20 protein-coding genes and 1 riboswitch are annotated in these 18,933 nt (G+C 36.1%); of the genes, 3 read left to right on the forward strand and 17 right to left on the reverse strand.

Translation table 11 applies throughout. The annotated features are described in order from the left end of the window. Nucleotides 1-51 precede the first annotated feature (51 nt). On the reverse strand, nt 52-489 hold the full coding sequence (locus tag ACVWM0_RS07055) for a YwiB family protein (RefSeq protein WP_476471938.1): 438 nt from the start codon (nt 487-489) through the stop codon (nt 52-54). Between the two features lie 135 nt (nt 490-624). Here ACVWM0_RS07055 and ACVWM0_RS07060 point away from each other — a divergent pair, with 135 nt between their 5' ends. Genes ACVWM0_RS07060 through yidA form a run of 3 tightly spaced genes read left to right on the forward strand, consistent with a single transcriptional unit; the run spans nt 625 to nt 3,631 of the window. Then, nucleotides 625-1,464 carry a lipoate--protein ligase family protein gene (locus ACVWM0_RS07060; RefSeq protein WP_476471939.1) on the forward strand — a complete coding sequence of 280 codons (840 nt, stop codon included), beginning with the start codon at nt 625-627 and terminating at the stop codon, nt 1,462-1,464. Nucleotide 1,465: 1 nt separating this feature from the next. Next, complete coding sequence (locus tag ACVWM0_RS07065) at nt 1,466-2,815, forward strand: HD domain-containing protein (protein ID WP_476471940.1); 1,350 nt, start codon at nt 1,466-1,468, stop codon at nt 2,813-2,815. Nucleotides 2,816-2,821: 6 nt separating this feature from the next. Then, nucleotides 2,822-3,631: a sugar-phosphatase gene (gene yidA, locus ACVWM0_RS07070; RefSeq protein WP_476471941.1), complete on the forward strand. Its 810-nt coding sequence runs from the start codon at nt 2,822-2,824 to the stop codon at nt 3,629-3,631. 56 nt (nt 3,632-3,687) lie between these two features. On the opposite strand, the gene guaC is transcribed toward yidA, so the two are convergent. The 16 genes from guaC to recR form a co-directional block, all read right to left on the reverse strand. After that, the gene (gene guaC / locus ACVWM0_RS07075; protein ID WP_476471942.1) at nt 3,688-4,665 is read right to left on the reverse strand and encodes a GMP reductase; all 978 of its coding nucleotides are present in this window, start codon (nt 4,663-4,665) and stop codon (nt 3,688-3,690) included. A 169-nt stretch (nt 4,666-4,834) separates the two neighbouring features. After that, nucleotides 4,835-5,587 carry an ABC transporter permease gene (locus tag ACVWM0_RS07080; RefSeq protein WP_476471943.1) on the reverse strand — a complete coding sequence of 251 codons (753 nt, stop codon included), beginning with the start codon at nt 5,585-5,587 and terminating at the stop codon, nt 4,835-4,837. Nucleotides 5,588-5,596: 9 nt separating this feature from the next. Further along, nucleotides 5,597-6,463 carry an ABC transporter ATP-binding protein gene (locus ACVWM0_RS07085; RefSeq protein ID WP_476471944.1) on the reverse strand — a complete coding sequence of 289 codons (867 nt, stop codon included), beginning with the start codon at nt 6,461-6,463 and terminating at the stop codon, nt 5,597-5,599. Nucleotides 6,464-6,549: 86 nt separating this feature from the next. Further along, nucleotides 6,550-7,185 (reverse strand): GntR family transcriptional regulator, encoded by a 636-nt coding sequence (locus ACVWM0_RS07090; protein WP_476471945.1) that lies wholly within the window; start codon nt 7,183-7,185, stop codon nt 6,550-6,552. Between the two features lie 19 nt (nt 7,186-7,204). After that, the gene (locus tag ACVWM0_RS07095) at nt 7,205-8,338 is read right to left on the reverse strand and encodes a 5-(carboxyamino)imidazole ribonucleotide synthase (protein ID WP_476471946.1); all 1,134 of its coding nucleotides are present in this window, start codon (nt 8,336-8,338) and stop codon (nt 7,205-7,207) included. A 140-nt stretch (nt 8,339-8,478) separates the two neighbouring features. After that, nucleotides 8,479-9,750 carry a nucleobase:cation symporter-2 family protein gene (locus ACVWM0_RS07100; RefSeq protein WP_476471947.1) on the reverse strand — a complete coding sequence of 424 codons (1,272 nt, stop codon included), beginning with the start codon at nt 9,748-9,750 and terminating at the stop codon, nt 8,479-8,481. A gap of 4 nt (nt 9,751-9,754) precedes the next feature. Continuing rightward, nucleotides 9,755-10,333: a xanthine phosphoribosyltransferase gene (locus ACVWM0_RS07105; RefSeq protein ID WP_476471948.1), complete on the reverse strand. Its 579-nt coding sequence runs from the start codon at nt 10,331-10,333 to the stop codon at nt 9,755-9,757. 61 nt (nt 10,334-10,394) lie between these two features. After that, nucleotides 10,395-10,492, reverse strand: a riboswitch (purine riboswitch). 71 nt (nt 10,493-10,563) lie between these two features. Beyond that, nucleotides 10,564-12,183, reverse strand: a complete 1,620-nt coding sequence (locus tag ACVWM0_RS07110; RefSeq protein ID WP_476471949.1) for a glycoside hydrolase family 73 protein — start codon at nt 12,181-12,183, stop codon at nt 10,564-10,566. An 18-nt stretch (nt 12,184-12,201) separates the two neighbouring features. Continuing rightward, complete coding sequence (locus ACVWM0_RS07115; protein WP_476471950.1) at nt 12,202-14,049, reverse strand: hypothetical protein; 1,848 nt, start codon at nt 14,047-14,049, stop codon at nt 12,202-12,204. A gap of 179 nt (nt 14,050-14,228) precedes the next feature. Continuing rightward, nucleotides 14,229-15,107, reverse strand: coding sequence for a 16S rRNA (cytidine(1402)-2'-O)-methyltransferase (rsmI, locus tag ACVWM0_RS07120; protein WP_476471951.1), 879 nt, complete (start codon nt 15,105-15,107; stop codon nt 14,229-14,231). 46 nt (nt 15,108-15,153) lie between these two features. Next, entirely contained in the window at nt 15,154-15,513 is a 360-nt protein-coding gene (locus ACVWM0_RS07125; RefSeq protein ID WP_476471952.1) for an initiation control protein YabA, read from the reverse strand. Between the two features lies 1 nt (nt 15,514). Continuing rightward, complete coding sequence (locus ACVWM0_RS07130; RefSeq protein ID WP_476471953.1) at nt 15,515-16,339, reverse strand: PSP1 domain-containing protein; 825 nt, start codon at nt 16,337-16,339, stop codon at nt 15,515-15,517. A 16-nt stretch (nt 16,340-16,355) separates the two neighbouring features. Next, a complete protein-coding gene (locus tag ACVWM0_RS07135) occupies nt 16,356-17,291 on the reverse strand; it encodes a DNA polymerase III subunit delta' (protein WP_476471954.1) in 936 nt (311 codons plus the stop codon). Continuing rightward, nucleotides 17,291-17,620, reverse strand: coding sequence for a cyclic-di-AMP receptor (locus ACVWM0_RS07140; RefSeq protein ID WP_476473685.1), 330 nt, complete (start codon nt 17,618-17,620; stop codon nt 17,291-17,293). Before ACVWM0_RS07140 ends, ACVWM0_RS07135 begins: the two co-directional genes overlap by 1 nt. A 24-nt stretch (nt 17,621-17,644) precedes the next feature. Further along, the gene (gene tmk, locus ACVWM0_RS07145; RefSeq protein ID WP_476471955.1) at nt 17,645-18,283 is read right to left on the reverse strand and encodes a dTMP kinase; all 639 of its coding nucleotides are present in this window, start codon (nt 18,281-18,283) and stop codon (nt 17,645-17,647) included. A gap of 19 nt (nt 18,284-18,302) precedes the next feature. Beyond that, entirely contained in the window at nt 18,303-18,899 is a 597-nt protein-coding gene (gene recR / locus ACVWM0_RS07150) for a recombination mediator RecR (protein WP_476471956.1), read from the reverse strand. Nucleotides 18,900-18,933: the final 34 nt, after the last annotated feature.

Here is an 18,933-nt window from a genome sequence, read left to right on the forward strand (position 1 = left end):
TACTCTTTATAATACAATACTTAGGCCTTAAAATGCAATGCTATTCTATGTTTATCCCTTAAATTTTAAATCTAGTTGATAGATACCTAATCTTTCTTCCCCGCCATATAAATCATAATCGATAAAAAGACTTCCTTCACTCGGATGATTCTCCATGTTCACCGTCATATGTTTAGTATGGGTTTGAATTGACATGCTTCCAAAATTGGTGTGATACATGGTTTCATGTCTCTCTAGTAAGTTAAATATCAACTTCATCCTTATATCTCCCGACCGGATTAATTGAACTTTGCCATCAGGTAATATTTTGATGGTGACTGGTACCGCGTTGTCTACCCCTTCTAGTCTTTCTTCGTAACGAATATAAAAAGAGTCACCCATTGCAATGACTTCACCTGTCACTTGACTCTGGAAAGTATCCTCCCCAGCCTCTTGGCGAACCTTCGTTTTGACATCAATGGTTACAGGGGTTGTTTCACGTTCTTTCATTTTGACACCTCGTTCTTTTATTTCCTTCATTTTCAATGGTTTTCATCTATTTGTCAAATAAAGTAAACATCTTCCTTTCCGTCCTTTCATTATCTAGGTATAATGGACTTATTATTTTATAAAAGGAGTGTCACCATGATGCCAACCGCTTTATTATTTGATCAACACGTATTACCTCATACAAAAGGATTTGATCCTTTCATCTATACAGATATCCTGGCAGCCTATTCAGGAGAAACAAACCAAACCATGTTTCATTTTTGGGAAATGGAAAACCAAGTGATTCTAGGAATGCAAGATACCCGAGTGCCCTTTTTACAAGAAGGGGTCACCTCCATTGAGCAAGCTGGATACCATGTAGTGGTTCGAAATTCCGGTGGACTCGCTGTGGTTGCCAACCCTGGAGTGCTAAATTTTTCTATCATCTTACCTCAAGATGCTGAAGTTAAAGGTCTCAGCATTAACAACGGTTACGATTACATGAAAGAAATAATCGAAGCAGCTCTCCATGACTTTGATGCCACAATTGATGCTCTTGAAGTGGCTGATTCCTATTGCCCTGGTGATTACGACTTGAGCATTAATGGGAAAAAATTCGCTGGAATTGCGCAACGTCGTATTAAAAAGGGCATTGGTATTATGATTTATCTGAGTGTCCATGGCGATCAAACGCATCGAGGTCAAGTGGTTCGTGATTTTTATCAAGTGGGACTGAAAGAGGCGTTTGGAACAGGTGCCTTCCCGCCAGTGAACCCCGACTCTATGGCTAATCTCAACGACTTGTTGAAGACAAATATGACAATGACTGATATGAAACAACGTCTTATTCACGCTATTGAAGAACGGTTCACTCTATCAGAAGAGGCACAAAGTAGTTTTGATGCCTTTTTAACAAGTCCAGATTTTGAGGAAGAATATCAGCGTCAATACCAAAGAATGTCTGTCAGAAATGATGTCATCAATAAGGAGGCGTAATATGACACAAGACTTTACAGAACGAGTGTTTAGAGACCCTATTCATACTTATATCCATGTAGATCATCCTATTATTTTGGATTTAATTAATACCAAAGAATTCCAACGACTCAGACGGATTAAACAGCTAGGAACAAGCTCTCTTACCTTTCACGGGGCAGAACACTCACGCTTTGGCCATTCATTAGGTGTTTACGAACTGACCCGTCATATTTGTCAGTTCTTCCACCAACATTATCCGATTGAAAAAGACCCTATTAACGGGTGGGACAATGAGGAACGCTTAGTAGCTTTGTGTGCGGCTCTGCTTCATGATGTTGGTCACGGGCCGTATTCTCATACTTTTGAAGGGATTTTTGATACGAATCACGAAGCCTTAACGATTGATATCATTGAAAACCCTAATACCGAAATTAATCAGGTACTAAAAAAAGTTGCTTCAGATTTTCCTAGCCAGGTTGCTAGTGTCATTGATAAAACCTATCCTAATCCACAAGTGGTGCAACTCATCTCTAGTCAAATTGATGCTGATCGTATGGATTATCTTTTAAGAGATGCTTATTATACTGGTACGGAATACGGTACCTTTGACCTCACACGTATATTAAGAGTCATTCGACCTTATAAGGACGGCATTGCCTTTCAAATTAATGGTATGCATGCCGTTGAAGATTATATTGTGAGTCGTTATCAGATGTACATGCAAATTTATTTCCATCCAGTCTCTCGAGGTATGGAAGTCATTCTAGATCATTTGCTGCAACGGGCCAAAGTGCTTTATACTGAGGAACCTCTTTACTTTGAAAGAACTTCTCCTCTACTGATTCCTTTTTTAACCAACCAGTACACTTTAGGTGATTATCTCAAATTAGATGATGGGGTCTTAACTACCAGCTTCATCCTATGGTCTGACCATACAGATTTTGCTTTAAGTGACTTGGCTAAACGTTTCTTAAATCGTAAACCGTTCAAATCCGTTACTTTCAATAAAGAAACAGAAGCTGTCATTCCAATATTACAAGATTTAGTACAAACCGTGGGATTTGATAGCCAGCGCTACACCGCCATTAGTTCCAGTTATGATTTACCTTATGATTTCTATCATCCTGCCGAAAATAAGCACCGCACACAAATTGAGTTGATGGAAGAAGACGGCAGTTTAATTGAATTATCTAAGGCCAGTAACTTAGTCAGGTCTATTACCGGTGAAGTCCAAGGCGATCAACGATTCTATTTTCCAAAAGAAATGCTTGCATCAACAGACAAGGCTGCCTATACTCTATTTGAAGAACAGATTCAAGCATTCAATGCTCTCTTACACAACGGAGCGATAAAAAGAACGAAGGAGTGACTTAAAATGTCAATTAAATTAGTCGCTATCGATATCGATGGCACGTTATTAAATAATGAGCGTCAAATTACCCCAGAGGTGAAGCAAGCTATTACAGACGCTACAAATCAAGGTGTGAAGATAGTCTTAACCACAGGCCGCCCATCTATTGGTATCTTAGATGTGATTCAAGAACTTGGTTTAGAAAACGAAGACAACTATATGATCGCTTATAATGGTGCAGTGATTCAAAATGCTGGAAGTAAAAAAGTCTTACTTGAGTCTCCTTTAGACTACAATGATTACCTAGAAATCGAGTTACTTTCTCGTCAACTGAACATTCAATTACATGTACAAGATTTTGAAATGATGTACACAGCCAATAAAGAAATTAGCCCATATACCATACATGAAGCTAGTCTGACAGGTATTCCATTGTCTTATCGACCCGTATCAGAGATGACACCAGATATCAAAATCATTAAAGCTATGTATATTGGTGAACCTAACCATTTAGATGATGTTATTGCGAAAGTCCCACAACAATATAAAGAGAGATTGTCTATGTTCAAGAGTGCTCCTTTCTATTATGAAATACTTAATCCAGAAGCTACAAAAGGTAACGCTGTACACGAACTAGCAACGCTTCTAGGTATTAAACAGGAAGAAGTCATGGCAATTGGTGATAACGAAAACGATCTTTCTATGATTGAATACGCTGGCATTGGTGTCGCTATGGAGAATGCCCTACCAAGTGTCAAAGCGATTTGTAACAAAATCACTTTATCCAACGAAGAACACGGTGTCGCTCACGCCATTCGTGAATGGGTCTTATAATAAAAAAAACAGTCACTTCTCTTACCTAAGAAGTGACTGTTTTTTATTTGTCGTTTTTAAAAAATATCCCCATTAAAGATTGAATTCTTAACAATCACGTAGTCCACTTTGCGAATCGATTCTAAATCTTTACCACCTGCATAAGAAATAGAAGACTGCAAATCTTGTTGCATTTCAACTAAGGTGCTTTCTAGACTACCTTTATGTTCAATCCAGATTTTTTTACCTTCGACGTTTTTATGTTCTCCCTTTTGATGCTCAGAAGCACTACCAAAATATTCTTTGTAAAGAACGCCATTTTCTTCTTTGGTTGTTCCTGGAGATTCTTCATGCCCTGCAAACAACGAGCCAATCATCACCATAGATGCACCAAAACGAATGGATTTAGCAATATCACCATGGGTTCTAATCCCACCATCGGCAATAATTGGTTTTCTTGCTGCTTTACTACAACGTCGCACGGCAGATAATTGCCAACCACCTGTACCAAAACCTGTTTTTAGTTTTGTAATACATACTTTACCAGGTCCAATGCCGACTTTGGTTGCATCTGCTCCTGCATTCTCTAACTCTCTTACCGCCTCTGGTGTTCCCACGTTTCCTGCAATAACAAAACTTTCAGGCAACAAGCGTTTAATATGTTTAATCATGTCAATCACAGCATCTGAATGACCATGAGCAATATCAATTGTAATATAATCTGGTACCAATTGTTCATTAGCTAGTGTTTCTACAAAAGTGTACTCATTTTCTTTAATTCCCACACTGATGGAAGCAATTAATCCTTTACCTTGCATGTGCTTGATAAATGGAATACGGCCCTCTTCATCAAAACGATGCATGATGTAGAAGTAGCCATTGCTTGCTAAATATTCCGCAATTGTATCATCCACAATTGTCTGCATATTAGCAGGTACGACTGGCATCTTAAATGTATGTTTACCTAATGCAATACTTGTATCACATTCTGAACGACTTTTTACCACACATTTATTTGGAACAAGTTGAACATCTTCATAATCAAAAATCTTCATTTTAATACCTCCTGGGTTTAAATCCCGAATATCTTTAGGCTAAACACGAATAATTAATAAGAATAGAATAACTAACGTTTAGCTCCTATGATAATTTAACCCATCCATAAAAAAAAAGCAAGGATTATATAAATAATCTTTGCTTTTTTATTCTAATCGTTCGTGTTTACTAAAGATTTTGCTTATTCATGACCTTTAAAGCAATCAAAATAAAGATAACTGTGGATATTGCTGTCATTAAATTACTAAATAGCGTTATCCCTGTTAAAGAAAAATTCAAACTTGTTGGGATAAAATTGAAGAAATACAAAACAAAACTTTGGATCATGTTAAGTCCCATGTACAATAGAATCGTTAAATTGCGTCCCTTTAAAATAATCGTTGCTGTGGATATCACAACAAGAGTATTTATATAACCTAATATCAGTGACCCTAACGTACCAAACATTGAGAATTGACTCATTCGAAGAACTTCCAAGACACTTGCCATGATATCTGAAATATTAGTAACTTGATTCAATTTAATCATAACAATTAGAAAGGGAACAAAAATCAGAACAATGGTTAAACACATCGTCCATAATAAAGCTGCCCCTATTTTTGAGAAAAATAACCGACTACGATTGACTCCTGAAGCCACAAGCATGGACATAACATCGTTCTTATAATCCATAGACATTAAGTGAAAAGGATATAAAAACATGAATACCATGTTAATCATAAACGTTAAAGAGACCGAGAGTATAAACAAACCAAACATTGCCTCTCCCGTATCTGATAAATGATTCATGTTATCAATAAAATAGATTGAAAAAATTGTCATTAAGATATTTAATACCGCTAATACCGCTGTCGTCATTAAGTACTTTTTATCTTTCATGTACTTAAAAATTTCCATTTTAAAAATTAATTTGCCTGTCATAGAATCCTCCTAATTCAAATTACCGTCAAGGGCACTTACTTTAGCTAGCTCGATGATGTCCACGCCATGTTGTTCCATTTCACGCTTCACATCAGTCCATCGTTCATCTTGTATGTTCAAGCGAACACCGCCATTTTGTAAGACTTGATAGTAATAATTGATTTTTTCAAGAATAACAATAAACATTTCTTGATTGGTTGTCTCTATGTCTCGCAACATTTGACCTTCAACTTCTCTTAAATTAAGGTGCTTCATTAATTTTCCGTCCTTAATAACATAGACTTCTTCACATAGAGAAAGAATATCATTCTTTACATGACTGGAAATAATCAATGTCATGCCTTTGCTTGTCATTTGTTTTAAATAGAACTTAAACCATTGCACTGTTTCTGTGTCTAATCCTCTAAAAGGCTCGTCTAAAATAAGTATCTTAGGATCATGTAACAAGGCTATCAGTAAAATTAATTTCTTGACCATACCATAAGAATAGGTTTTGACTTTACTGCTTAAATATTCTGATATTTCTAATTCCACTGCTAGTTGTTCTGCTCTTTGAGGATCAAAATTACCTCTTAAGCCAGAGAAGTACTCCACATTAAACCAACCTGTTCGATCTTTATAAACGGAAATACCATCAAGAACAATCCCAACATTCATTAGAACATCGTTTTGCTCCTTAACATTTTGACCATTAATCAGTATTTCTCCTTCATAATCTGTCACAATGTTTGTCAGTGATTTAAATAAGGTTGTTTTCCCAGCCCCATTAGGCCCTATTACGCCATACGCCTGACCCGCTTTAAATTCCAGTTGTTCTATATTAAGAGCTTCTCTTTGACCATATTTCTTAACTAGACCTTTTACTTCTATATCCATATAACCCCTCTTTCTTACTTTACTTCGCACAAATAGACCGATATTCTAAAGAATAGCATGTTTATTTGTTCTTAACAATCAAAAAACTAAAATTGTTGATCAATTAGTTCTAAATTCAAACGGTTAAAAAATAATCTAATCTCTTTACGACTTAAATCATAGTGATCTGATTCAATGTATCCTATAATTTTACTAAAAGAACGACTGAACTCTCGGTACAAGAAATGAATCGAGGTATTTGGAAATTGAATACATACGATTCGGCCAAAGCTTGTAATAATCGCTTTAGCCATCACATCATTGGACAACTCTTTTAAGAACAGACAAAGAAAAGCTTCACTGTTAAGGTATTTATCTGGAACTACGTTTGTCCCGTCTAGTTTATTTAAGTATTTTTTTAGCTCTTTCCCATCTAGTTTGCTCTTTTTGATTTGTAGCTGATATAGATAGTTCGTTAATAACATTTCTAGAAAATACGTATGATCAGTAAACTCTTTGGTCGAAATAGATAGTCGTTCTACCAATACGCCTTTGTTTTTTTGCTTAACTAAATAACCTTCCTCCACAAGCACACTAATAGCGTCTCGTACAGGTGTCCTACTTGTATTCAGAGCCGTTGCTACATCTTGCTCTATTAATTTAAACTGATTCGGCCATTCGCCTGAATCTATTTTTTCTTTAATATAATCATATGCTAATTGCTGTGTTTTTTTTTGTTTCACGTCATTATCCCATTTATCGTTAGTTTTTTATTAATTTAATATGTTTTAACTCTTGTATTTTTTCGTCAATATTTTCTGAGAGGATTGTTACATGGCCTCTCACTTCATCTCTTTTGGCTAAACTTTCATAATGATGATAGTGCCAATCCCTCTTACTGCTAAGTAATTCTAACACACGTTTCTCATTATCCAGTGTTACATTGAATGAGATCGCTGGTTCATGTTGCTTAATTTTAGGTATTGGCCAATTACAGATTCCACGCACATGGACATCATACTCTGAAAAATTACAAGCATCCATCGTATATAACCCGATTTCATGAGGCCTAGTGGATACTTCATTTACGTATAAATTATTGTCTTCTGTTAAAAAGAACTCAATCCCTACAATTCCACTAGCATTAAGCTCTGAAGCAATGGCTTTAGCCACAATATGGATTTGATTAACAATAACATCTGGTAGATCATTAATGATGATAGGTGCTTTTACTTTACGTAGAGCCCCTGTGGCATCATGATAGGTTTCGACAATCGGGAATAAAGAATAATCCCCATTACGATTTAATCCAACGGCTACAAATAATTCTTTTTTCAAAGGAACATACGCCTCAACCACACACACCCCTTGTTGTATAAGGGGGACAGACTGATCCACGTCATCTGGACCATTCAATTGCACTACTTTATCTGCTTGCCCGTTTCTAATATTTGATTTTACAAGGCAAGGATACCCTACAAATTGCGCTGCTTCTCTGATATCTGATACTAGAGTCGCTGTAGTATAAGGGGCAATGTTTATCCTTAAAGAATTTAAGAATTCTCTTTCTAATAGTCTGTCTTGTGTCACGGACAAACCAAAAATCCCTTGTGGCATGTAGACATGTTCCTCCAAAAACTCCATGGCTTTTATGTTAACATTCTCATATTCATAGGTTAGAACATCTGACCTATCGCTCAGTTCAACTAACGCTTGAGCATCGTTAATACTGGCAATAATCTGCCAGTCTGCAACATAGCTTGCCGCACAATCAGCGCTTGGATCTAATATACCCACTTTAAATCCCATCTGCTTAGCAGATAAAACCAACATGCGAGACATGTGGCCTCCTCCAATAATCCCGATCGTCTGACCAGGTAATACTATTTTAGACACAACTTTTCACGTCTTTCTTACATCCTTTTATTAAAATTCTACTACAATAATAGTAACAATCATTGCCTAAGGTGTAAAGAAATAAAGTAGTGATTCCAAAAAACATCACGATTCTTGTATCAGAATCGTGATGTTTCTCTTTAGGCTTTCAGCTCATTAAAAATAATGTTCAATACAATAGCGGTAATACTCGTCACAACAATGCCATTACTCGTAAACATTTGAATTGTTTCAGAAAATTGACTAAACAAATCAGGAACACTATTGAAGCCTAAACCAAATCCAATAGATAATACCATGATTAGTAGGTTTTTTTCATTATTAAAATCAATGGTCGATAACATTTTCAAACCCTGAATCGCTACCATACCAAACATCACCAACATGCCTCCACCTAATACCGATTCAGGAATGATTTGAGCAAATGCTCCTGCCTTTGGTAAGAGACCAATAGCAATTAAGAAAATACCTGAATAGAAAACTGGTTTTTTCGATTTTATTCCAGATAATTGGACTAATCCAACATTTTGCGAAAAACCTGTATAAGGAAATGTGTTAAACAAACCACCTAGAATAACAGCTAATCCTTCAGCTCTATACCCTCGTTTTAAATCATCCTCTGAAACAGGTTGATCAACCAATTCTCCTAACGCGAAGTAAACCCCTGTGGACTCTACGATACTTATCATTGATATGACCGTCATAAGTAAAATGGATGACCACTCAAATTGTGGCGCTCCAAAGTGAAATAGCCTAGGAAAATGAAACCATGACGCATGAGCAACAGCCTCTAAATGCACTTGACCATTCAACGCAGCGACTAGAGTCCCAACGACTAACCCAATTAAAACAGAAACAGATTTAAGAAAACCTTTACCCCAAACTTGTATCACAACAATAATTAAAATCGTTAACAAGCCTAATAAAATATTCATTGGCGTACCAAACTCATTAGAGCTTGGATCGCCTCCACCTATTTTAGTGATGGCAACTGGCAAGAGCGTTAAACCAATCACTGTAATGACTGTTCCTGTCACAATGGTTGGAAAGAAACGACGTAACCTAGATAAATGCTTCGCCATCAGGACAATAATTAACCCAGAAGCAATAATAGAGCCGTACATTGTTCCAAGACCATGTTTGGTCCCAATCATAATTAAAGGGGCAACAGCCTGAATCGCGCAGCCTAAAACAACAGGCAAACCAATTCCTGAAAATTTGGTCACTTTTAATTGGAGTAACGTCGCTACCCCACACATAAAAATGTCGATGGAAATAAGATATGTTATCTCCTCAGCAGACATTCCTAGTCCCTGACCAATAAGGAGAGGAACAGCGACTGCTCCAGCATACATAGCTAATAAATGTTGCAGCCCAAGAACAGCAGATTTGGCATGAGTTTCATGTGTCATCCTCTTAATCCTCCGTCACGAAACGAACCTGATTATTTTTTAATGAAGCAACCCGAGCTAAAGAATCTACAACGTATCCCTTATCTTCTAGTAATTGTCGCCCATCTTGGAATGATTTTTCAATAACAATACAAATAGCCTCAACAGATGCCCCTGCTTGTTTACACAATTCGATTAATCCCAGTGCCGCTTGACCATTTGCTAAGAAATCGTCTACAACTAATACATGATCGTCTTCAGTTAAGAATTTAGTTGAAATAGAAATATTGCTTGTTACTTGTTTAGTAAACGAATAAACCTCTGCTGTTAACAATTCCGTATTCATTGTTAAACTTTTTTGCTTTCTTGCAAAAATAACAGGTAATCCTAACTCATAACCTAAAAAGATAGCTGGGGCAATCCCAGATGCTTCAATCGTCACTATTTTGGTAATCCCTTTGTCTTTGTAACGACTAGCAAACTCTTTAGCAATATTCGCCATTAATTGCGGATTTACTTGATGGGTTAAAAAACCATCAACCTTTAACACATCTTCCTTTAATACAGTACCTTCAGTTAAAATAACATTTTTCAATTCTTCCACAATTATCCCCCTAAAATATAAAAAAGAGGTCCTTTTTACAGAAAAGTAAAAAAGACCTCTTTTATGAGCCTTATTTACTTATAGTCCAATATTTACGGCATTGGGTAGAGACGATCGTCCATATTACGATCATATATAAGTCTTTGATACTTATAGTATACTTAATGACGAACGATAATGCAAATAAAATATTAAACATTCATGTTATTGCTAGGGATAAAAAAAGAAGACTATTTGTCTTCTTTACTTACTGTGTATTTATTCGGTTTATCCAAACTTTCAGATAAAGTATCTGCCATATCTTTGCCTAGCTTGTTAATCGTTGTGACTTTATCTGTATGGCTCACTTTTTTCTCACTTACTGGTTTCTTCTTAACTACTACTTCTTTATCATACTTTGTTAAATCATAAGTATTAATAATAGCATTCAATTTTTTATGATACAGGTGATCGTCTCGATTGGCTACCGTTAAATACGCAGTGACTTTTCTAAAACTATCTTTTTTCGTTTGCGTGTGCTCTTTATAGACTTTATCCTCTTTTTTCAACTCTTCAACATAATCATTGATAGCTGTTTCAATGTCAGGATAATCTTTGTACTCAACTTCAACTAGTTTGACACCTTCATCTTCTTCTACAAAAGTAGCGAGATTCTTCCCTTTGCCTTTGAATTGCCCTTTAGTTTGATACAAGTTGTTTTGTTCTACTAATACATTATTTCCTGAAGAACTCTTTAAAACGGCTTCGGCAATTAACACAGAGGCATACAAGTCATTTTTATCAGCTATCTTTTTGCTATCTTCAGCAATACTATCAATAAACAGTTGTGTTTCTTTGGATTTCTTTATGGTTTCGGGAACTGTTTTTTTCTGATCGTATTCGGTTAGATTATAGGTATCAATTAACCCATTTAACTTGTCATTATAACGGGTATCTGTTGCATATCTACCTGTTAAAAATCGAGTAGCCTCGGTATAGTCTTTAGTATTTGCTTTCCAAGCACCTTGGTAAAACGTGGATCTTCCCGATGTTCCACCTGTCATAAGCGTGGCATAGTCGTCTAAAGATTCTTTATAAGATGGGTATTTCCTAAATTTAGCAGTAATGGTAAATAAGCCGCCTTCACCATCGTCTTCCATTGTTGCCATTTCTACTGCTTCACCCTGATACGACCCCTTGATACCAAATAAATTATAATTAGGTTTTCTCGCCAGACCGCTATTACCTGACCCGCTCTCTAAAATAGCTTGCGCAATCATAACAGAAGCATACAAACCGTTCTCTTGACCAATTAATCTAGCATCCTCACCAATTTCTTCAATAAATTCTGCTGTTGATTGATTTCTTGAATAAACAATAGGTCCTACTGGGCCTTTTTCTTTATTCTTGTCAATTTTTTTCTTTTCTTCCTTTGACTCTGATTCGTTCCTTTCACTACTAGAGGAATCCTTACTAGAATTAGTACTTCCAGGCTTAGAATTACCTGTACTACCGATATTTGAACTATTACCCGTAGAAGAAGCGCTGGAACTAGCGCTCTCTGAAGTACTACTAGAAGTACTGTTAGTAGATGACGAATCAGATACTGGTGGCTGGTTTTCAAAGTCTGATTGTAAATCATCGTCCTTATCAGACACAGTGGTACCAGTTGAAGATGTTTCACTTGTTAAAGAGGAACTCTCTTCTGTTTCAGTATTTTCAGAAAATCCTGTTGAATTTATTGAGGTGTCAGAACTAGATAGGGCATCAGCCAAAACAATCATCGATGCACTTGGTACAAAAATAGAAGCCGTCGTAGCGACAATTCCTAAATAAGTCGTTGCACGTGTTAAGATTCTCTTTTTGCTCATTAACCTCACCTCTTCCTTTTACAGACGGTCGATGTCTCCCATTGTTTCTAATTTTCTTAATAACTCTGAGAAAACAACTTCAGATTCTGATTTAATTTTTTCTAATTTTCTATAATAATTTCTTGCTTCTTGACTGACTGCACTTAATTCCATTTCTGCATCTGCCACTTTACGTTTGGCTTCATAGTTAGCAACATCAACAATTTGACGCGCTTTTGCTTGTGCTTCTAACATTACTTGAGCAATGTCTGATTGATGCATTGTTCCTGGTTGTTGTTCTGCACGTAAGTTAGCCATTCTTAGCTCTTCTTTAACACGAGCTAATTCTTGTTGTAGAGCTAGTGTGTCTTGATTAGCAGGTGCACTTTGTAAATCAGTTAAGCTTGAAGCGACTCTCTCTTGTTGAACTTTCATATCCGAAAGTTCTCGCTCTAACTGGTTAATCATTTGTTGATTTTCCTTTAATTCAGCCAATTCTTTTTCTAATTTCTCGGTTTGACTTAATTGTGTTTCAAATTGTTCGTTCATCTCCGACAGCTCCTGTTCCCTAGACTCCAACGTCATGGCGTCTTTTTGGTATATTAGTATTTTTTCTTCGTATTCTTTGATTAGTGTTGTTTCCAACGCCTTAGACTGACTTAACTCATCTTCAAGCTCTTTAATAGTTCTTTGTAAATCCGCGATTGCAAGTTGTTCTGTTGTCCCTATTTTGAATTCTTGAAGTTCTGTCTCTAATACAGTGAGCGTTGTAATAAGTTGCTTGTTCTCTTCTTTTAGTTTTTCGTTAGCACTTTCAGCTGACGCTAAAGAGTCTTTTAATGATCCATTTTCTGTTTCAAGTGTTTGTTTGTCACTCTCTAATAATCTAAGTGCTTCTCCCTGTTGATCTAATGCCACTTGGCTCATAGAATTAGTCTCCAAAAGCATTTCTTTGTCATTTAGCGATTGACTTAATTCCGTTATTCTCTGCTCTGTTTCAATTAATTTTTGATCACGTTCATTAAGAAGGTTTTCTTGTTCTTTAATTGTGGCAGTAGCTACAGATAAAGCTTCTTCTTTTTCTGTGACTTCTTGTTCCTTCAACTCTTGAAGCTGGCGGAATTGTTTAGCCATTTCTCGTTTATCTCGGCTTAAAGAGCTGACTTGCTCCATAATGATTAGCAGTTCATCGCTTTGACGTGCTTTAATCTCTGTTAATTCTACTTCCTGAGCCAATGCTTTAGCAGAAGTACTTTCAAGCTCTTTATTTAAAGAATCATTCTCTTCTTTCAATGCTTCTAAATCAAGTAATTGCAATTGAATGTTTTGATTTTCTTCCATCAAGACACTGTATTCATCAAGTTGAGCCATTAATTGTTGATTGTTCTCTGCTAGTTTCTTAGTCTCATCAGATTGCTGGCGTAATGTATCATTTTCAATCATGACACGTTCAAGTTGCTCTCTTAATTGATTCATTTCATTTTCTAACAGTAACAATTTATCAGAACCTTCTTCTGCGATCATGCGTTCTTCAATATTAGGGTCTGACTCGTATAAATCATCACTCTCTTTAGAATCATTGGTAGTTACGAGATGATCATCGTAAGGACTTACATAAACATTATCAGTACTATCATATAATTCTGTCTCTATATTATTGTTCTCTTGTTCTAATTCTGGAATAGTTGGTTCTGAGTTATTCGTATCAGATCCTTCATAATAATAATAGTAATAATAGTCATCGTCTTGTTCTTCTAACTCTTCGTCATACTCTAATGGCTTGATATCAAGACTTTCAGAAATAGCATCACTCTCATAAAATTCTTCCAATTCTTCTTGTTCGTTCACGACTTCTTTATCTCGTCGTTTCAACCAATTATTAAACAATTCATCCCACCTCACAATAGCCCTCATTTAGTTCAAAACATAACTTGTTTTTTCGTTCGAATAGCCTTTGGATTACGTGCACTGTTATCCTATTCTAATTATAATTACACAATAAAATTATATCATACCAACTTTAATATGCAACAGTTTTTTCCTTCTTAATCCTGTTTTCAAGGGATTTAAGCATCTGTGTGAACGACTTTATAAACGTCTTGTTTTTTTAAGTTTCTCACTTTTGCCACTTTTTTTATGGCCTCTTTTTTATCGAGCCCCATTTCAGTCATTTCATAAGTCACGTGTTCTAACACACTGAGTTGTGCCCACTCAATTTCCCCTTCAACAGGAATTTCACCTGTGAAACCACTCACTAAAAGACAACATTCTCCCTTAACCGTTGCGTCTTCATAATAAGTAATCATTTCTGTGATTGGGCCCTTTGTATATTCTTCATGAATTTTCGTTAATTCTCGGCAAACAACAACCTCTCGTGTACTTCCAAGTACGTCTTCCATCACTTTTAATGTCTTTCCAATTCGATAAGGAGATTCATAAAAAATCAGCGTTGAAGATAAGTGCTTCATTTGTTCTAACTCTTTTACCTGTTCTGATTTTTTTCGTCCTAAAAAACCATAAAAATAAAAGGGTTGTGGTTGTAGTCCTGAAGCAATTAAAGCAGTGACTCCTGCCGTTGCTCCTGGGAGTGATACCACAGGTAAACCTGCCTCTTTCATGCTTACGACTAATTCATGCCCTGGATCGCTAATAGAAGGCATGCCTGCATCACTTACTTGGGCAATAGATATGCCTGAAGCAATCATTTCAATTAATTCTGGAATCCGCTCTTTATAGTTGTGTTCATGAAAACTAATCTGTTTCGTTTTAATCTCAAAATGATTCAATAACTTTTGTGTATTTCGTGTGTCTTCACTAGCAATTAATCCTACTTCTTGAAGTGTCTTAATTGATCTAAAGGTCATATCTTCTAGATTACCTATGGGTGTAGGAACCAGATAGAGTTTTCCTGTTTCATTCTCTTTAAAACTTTTCTGTTGTTGCATGTATTCCTCTCCTTTAAAAAAACTGGTCAAGACAAGCTTAACCAGTTTACATACCGTAAATCATACTTGAACAAAAGACACATTCTTCATGGTTCTCTCTTCTTGAGCCATAAAAGTCTTTACAAACATGAAATCCTTGTTCATATAATTTTTCTAAATTCAATCTAGACTTAGATAATTCTTTTTTATTGTCATTTTTGCCTAGTTGCTCATCCCGTATATCAAAGGATAATTCACCTTGTAATTTATCCAAACGGTCTCTTAAATGTTGATTTTCAAGTTCCAAGTTTAGGTTCTGTTCCAATAAAACATCAACCACAGACTTCATTTCGTCTACTTGGGTTAACAGGCTTCCCATGGTTTTTTCGAATGCCACCAATTCATCATATAACTGTGTTTTTTCCATGCTAACCTTCCTCTGATTCTTTATCTTTAGGTATCAATTCATCAAAATCATAATCCATCGGCGTTTCCCGTTGGGTTAATTTAACTTTAACAACTTGACTTAATATGTTCAATCCAATCACTCGACCCTTGCCATCTGGCGTCATAACAAATTCACCATAATCCGGCATTTCTTTACGAATGCGTTCATACTCATCGTTTTCATAATTCAAACAACACATCAATCGACCACACACACCTGATATTTTCGTTGGATTCAGTGATAGATTTTGTGCTTTTGCCATTTTAATCGATACTGGGGCAAAATCACCTAAAAAAGTACTACAACATAACGGTCGACCACAAGGACCAATACCACCTAATATTTTCGCTTCATCTCTCACACCAATTTGTCGTAATTCAATCCGCGTTTTAAAAATAGACGCTAAGTCTTTCACTAATTCTCTAAAATCAATCCGACCATCTGCTGTGAAATTAAAAATCATTTTGCTACGATCCAGGGTATATTCTACTTCTACTAGCTTCATATCCAGTTGGTGTTTGACAATTTTTTCTTTCGCAATATCAAAGGCTTTTGCTGCGTCTTTTTTATTATCTTCTTGTTTCTTAATATGTTTAGCCGTTGCCACCGTCAGGATTGTCTTTAATCCTTCTGGTACATCTGACTTATCTACTTTTTTTATTGGTATAACAACAGTCCCTAACTCTTTAGACTGTTGAGCTTCAACGATGACTTGTTGCTGATACTCATACGTTTTATTTTTCTCTGGTTTGTAAAAATATATCCGTCCAGCTGGTTTCAACCGAACACCAACAACTTCTACCATATAGTTATCCCCCTATTTAACGGATCAAGCGCCAAACTAGTTGTTCACAGACATTTTGAAAACTAACGTGGGTCCCAAGTTTTACTTTCGCATCAAGAACAAGTTCAAGATGTGCTACAGTCAAATGAATTGGTCTATCTAACGCATCCTTTAACATCTCGTATTTCAATAAACATAATACCATATCTAGGATGAATAGTTGCTCTTTTTTATCCTTACTTAGTTTAATGATATGTTGCTGTACATAAATAAACGACATAGGATGCTTCTTCAGTATTAAATCCACCCATTTTTTCACTGTTTCTCTAGAACCATTAAACCACTCATTTTCAAGCAATTCAACTGCTTCTTCTGAAGTAGACATTAATTCACTTATTAAATAAACCACTTGTTCATTTGTTGTATGTTGTAAGAGAGTCTTTTTAATAGATTCTTTGCTTTCTTTTCTAAGCGTAACGAGCTGACAACGTGATTGAATGGTGGAAATGATTTGATTACTGTTGTTCGTTAGAAATAAGATGTAGGTTTCTCCATCTGGTTCTTCAATGAATTTCAACAGAGCATTGGCTGCTTGATTTGTCATCTTTTCACTTTGTTGGATGATAACTAAGTTTTTATTCGATTCAAACCCTTTTTGAGTAAACACTTTTTTTATCTCTCGAATTTGATCCACTTTGATACTTTGACCATCTGGTGCTACGATTAACATATCAGGAAAATCATTCCTAGTTATTCGCTCGCAGTTCACACAGGTACCACAAGGATTTCCCTCTTTTTTTTCGTTGCAAAAAAGATGTTCTGCTAGCCACTGTGAAAAAGCAATCCCCTCTTGTTCCGAACTACTTTCTATCAGGTAGGCATGGGCAAACTGCTCTCTTGAAAAGACTCTTGTAAACAATTCATAAAAATGAGGTTGTTTTATTTTGATAGATTCACTTAGTTGATTCGTCATTAAAATTGATGAAATCCTTCCACTGGCATAACAAATACAGTCGCGCCTCCCACTTGAATTTCAATAGGATAACTCGAATGAGGATCCATCGTAATATCAAATGACACTGGCGAGGTCATATACTGCTCTCTTGATTGACAGGTTTCTTTAATAATTTCAAGAACTTCGTCTACTCTAACCTCTTCAATACCTACAATAAAGGTTGTATTTCCTGCTTTCAAAAAACCGCCTGTTGTCGATAATTTTGTAGCACGGACGTTGGCCTTATTAAATTCTGCGGATAAGCGATTGCTATCCTTATCTTGTACAATAGCCATTAATAATTTCATTGACATACGGCTCACACCTTTCCTCTATTTAAATATTTGGGGATAATGTTCTTTAACTAAATCATAACAAGTTTCAACGACTTTATCTAGTGAGGCACTAGCATCTATTTTCTTCACACGATCGGGGTTTGCTTCTAATACCTTCAAATAACCCTCTCTTACCTTATGGTGAAATGCTAGTGTTTCTTGGTCCAATCTATCCAACTCTTTCCGCCTTTGGATACGCTTTAGTCCTAATTCAGGTTCAATATCTAGGTAAAGAGTTAAATCTGGTTCTTGTCCATTCGTCGCAAAATCGTTAATTTCTTTAATTTCTTTCATTCCAATGCCACGGGCTTCTCCTTGATAAGCAAGGGAACTATCAACAAAACGATCACATAAAACGAGGGCCCCTTGTTCCAGTGCCGGGTTTACTTTCTCAACCAAATGTTGTCGTCTTGCAGAAGCATATAGTAAAGCTTCTGTACGATCATCCATTTCTGTGTGCTTTGGATCAAGAATAATGTGGCGTATTTTTTCTGATATTAAGATGCCACCTGGTTCACGTGTCGTAATAATTTTAGGTATGATCGCTTTATCAAGACGTTCCACTAGTTTTTTTAGAACCGTTGATTTTCCTGCTCCATCCGGACCTTCTATTGTAATAAACATTCCTTTAGTCATCTCTTATCTCCTACATCTTTTATAATTCTGTACGACCTTCCACTGCTTTTAACAAGGTGATTTCATCAGCATACTCAATGTCACTACCTACTGATAGTCCATGGGCAAGTCTGGTTACTTTGATCCCTGCAGGTTTGATGAGTCTTGATAAGTACATCGCTGTCGCTTCACCATCCGTTGTTGCATTAGTTGCCACAATAACTTCTTTCACGTCATCATCATGCAAACGTTTAATGAGGGAGGCTATATTTAAGTCATCTGGACCTGTACCATCCATGGGTGATAATACCCCATTAAGAACATGATACAGCCCACGATATTCTCTCATTTTTTCCATAGACATGACGTCTTTGGTTTCTTCTACAACTAAAATAATACTCCCGTCACGCGTTTTATCCTGGCATATGTCACACAACTCTGTTTCTGCAATATTGCCACATGCTTTACAATAATATAAGTCTCTTTTAACACTAATTAAGGACTTAGCAAATTCTGTAACATCTTCTTCTTGCATGTTAATCGTATAAAAAGCTAAACGCGTGGCTGTTTTTTGCCCGATACCTGGTAATTTCATATAACTGTCTATTAATTTAGCAATTGGGGTTGGATAATGCATGGAATACCTCTCTTTCTTCTAAAAAACAGGAAGT

It is taken from the genome of Vagococcus sp. 211, assembly GCF_056322705.1.

Excerpts from the sequence above, each read along its gene's own strand:
- ACVWM0_RS07055 (WP_476471938.1), bottom strand. The coding sequence starts at position 489 with ATGAAAGAACGTGAAACAACCCCTGTAACCATTGATGTCAAAACGAAG.
- ACVWM0_RS07060 (WP_476471939.1), top strand. The coding sequence starts at position 625 with ATGATGCCAACCGCTTTATTATTTGATCAACACGTATTACCTCATACA.
- ACVWM0_RS07065 (WP_476471940.1), top strand. The coding sequence starts at position 1,466 with ATGACACAAGACTTTACAGAACGAGTGTTTAGAGACCCTATTCATACT.
- yidA (WP_476471941.1), top strand. The coding sequence starts at position 2,822 with ATGTCAATTAAATTAGTCGCTATCGATATCGATGGCACGTTATTAAAT.
- guaC (WP_476471942.1), bottom strand. The coding sequence starts at position 4,665 with ATGAAGATTTTTGATTATGAAGATGTTCAACTTGTTCCAAATAAATGT.
- ACVWM0_RS07080 (WP_476471943.1), bottom strand. The coding sequence starts at position 5,587 with ATGACAGGCAAATTAATTTTTAAAATGGAAATTTTTAAGTACATGAAA.
- ACVWM0_RS07085 (WP_476471944.1), bottom strand. The coding sequence starts at position 6,463 with ATGGATATAGAAGTAAAAGGTCTAGTTAAGAAATATGGTCAAAGAGAA.
- ACVWM0_RS07100 (WP_476471947.1), bottom strand. The coding sequence starts at position 9,750 with ATGACACATGAAACTCATGCCAAATCTGCTGTTCTTGGGCTGCAACAT.
- ACVWM0_RS07110 (WP_476471949.1), bottom strand. The coding sequence starts at position 12,183 with ATGAGCAAAAAGAGAATCTTAACACGTGCAACGACTTATTTAGGAATT.
- rsmI (WP_476471951.1), bottom strand. The coding sequence starts at position 15,107 with ATGCAACAACAGAAAAGTTTTAAAGAGAATGAAACAGGAAAACTCTAT.
- ACVWM0_RS07125 (WP_476471952.1), bottom strand. The coding sequence starts at position 15,513 with ATGGAAAAAACACAGTTATATGATGAATTGGTGGCATTCGAAAAAACC.
- ACVWM0_RS07130 (WP_476471953.1), bottom strand. The coding sequence starts at position 16,339 with ATGGTAGAAGTTGTTGGTGTTCGGTTGAAACCAGCTGGACGGATATAT.
- ACVWM0_RS07135 (WP_476471954.1), bottom strand. The coding sequence starts at position 17,291 with ATGACGAATCAACTAAGTGAATCTATCAAAATAAAACAACCTCATTTT.
- ACVWM0_RS07140 (WP_476473685.1), bottom strand. The coding sequence starts at position 17,620 with ATGAAATTATTAATGGCTATTGTACAAGATAAGGATAGCAATCGCTTA.
- tmk (WP_476471955.1), bottom strand. The coding sequence starts at position 18,283 with ATGACTAAAGGAATGTTTATTACAATAGAAGGTCCGGATGGAGCAGGA.
- recR (WP_476471956.1), bottom strand. The coding sequence starts at position 18,899 with ATGCATTATCCAACCCCAATTGCTAAATTAATAGACAGTTATATGAAA.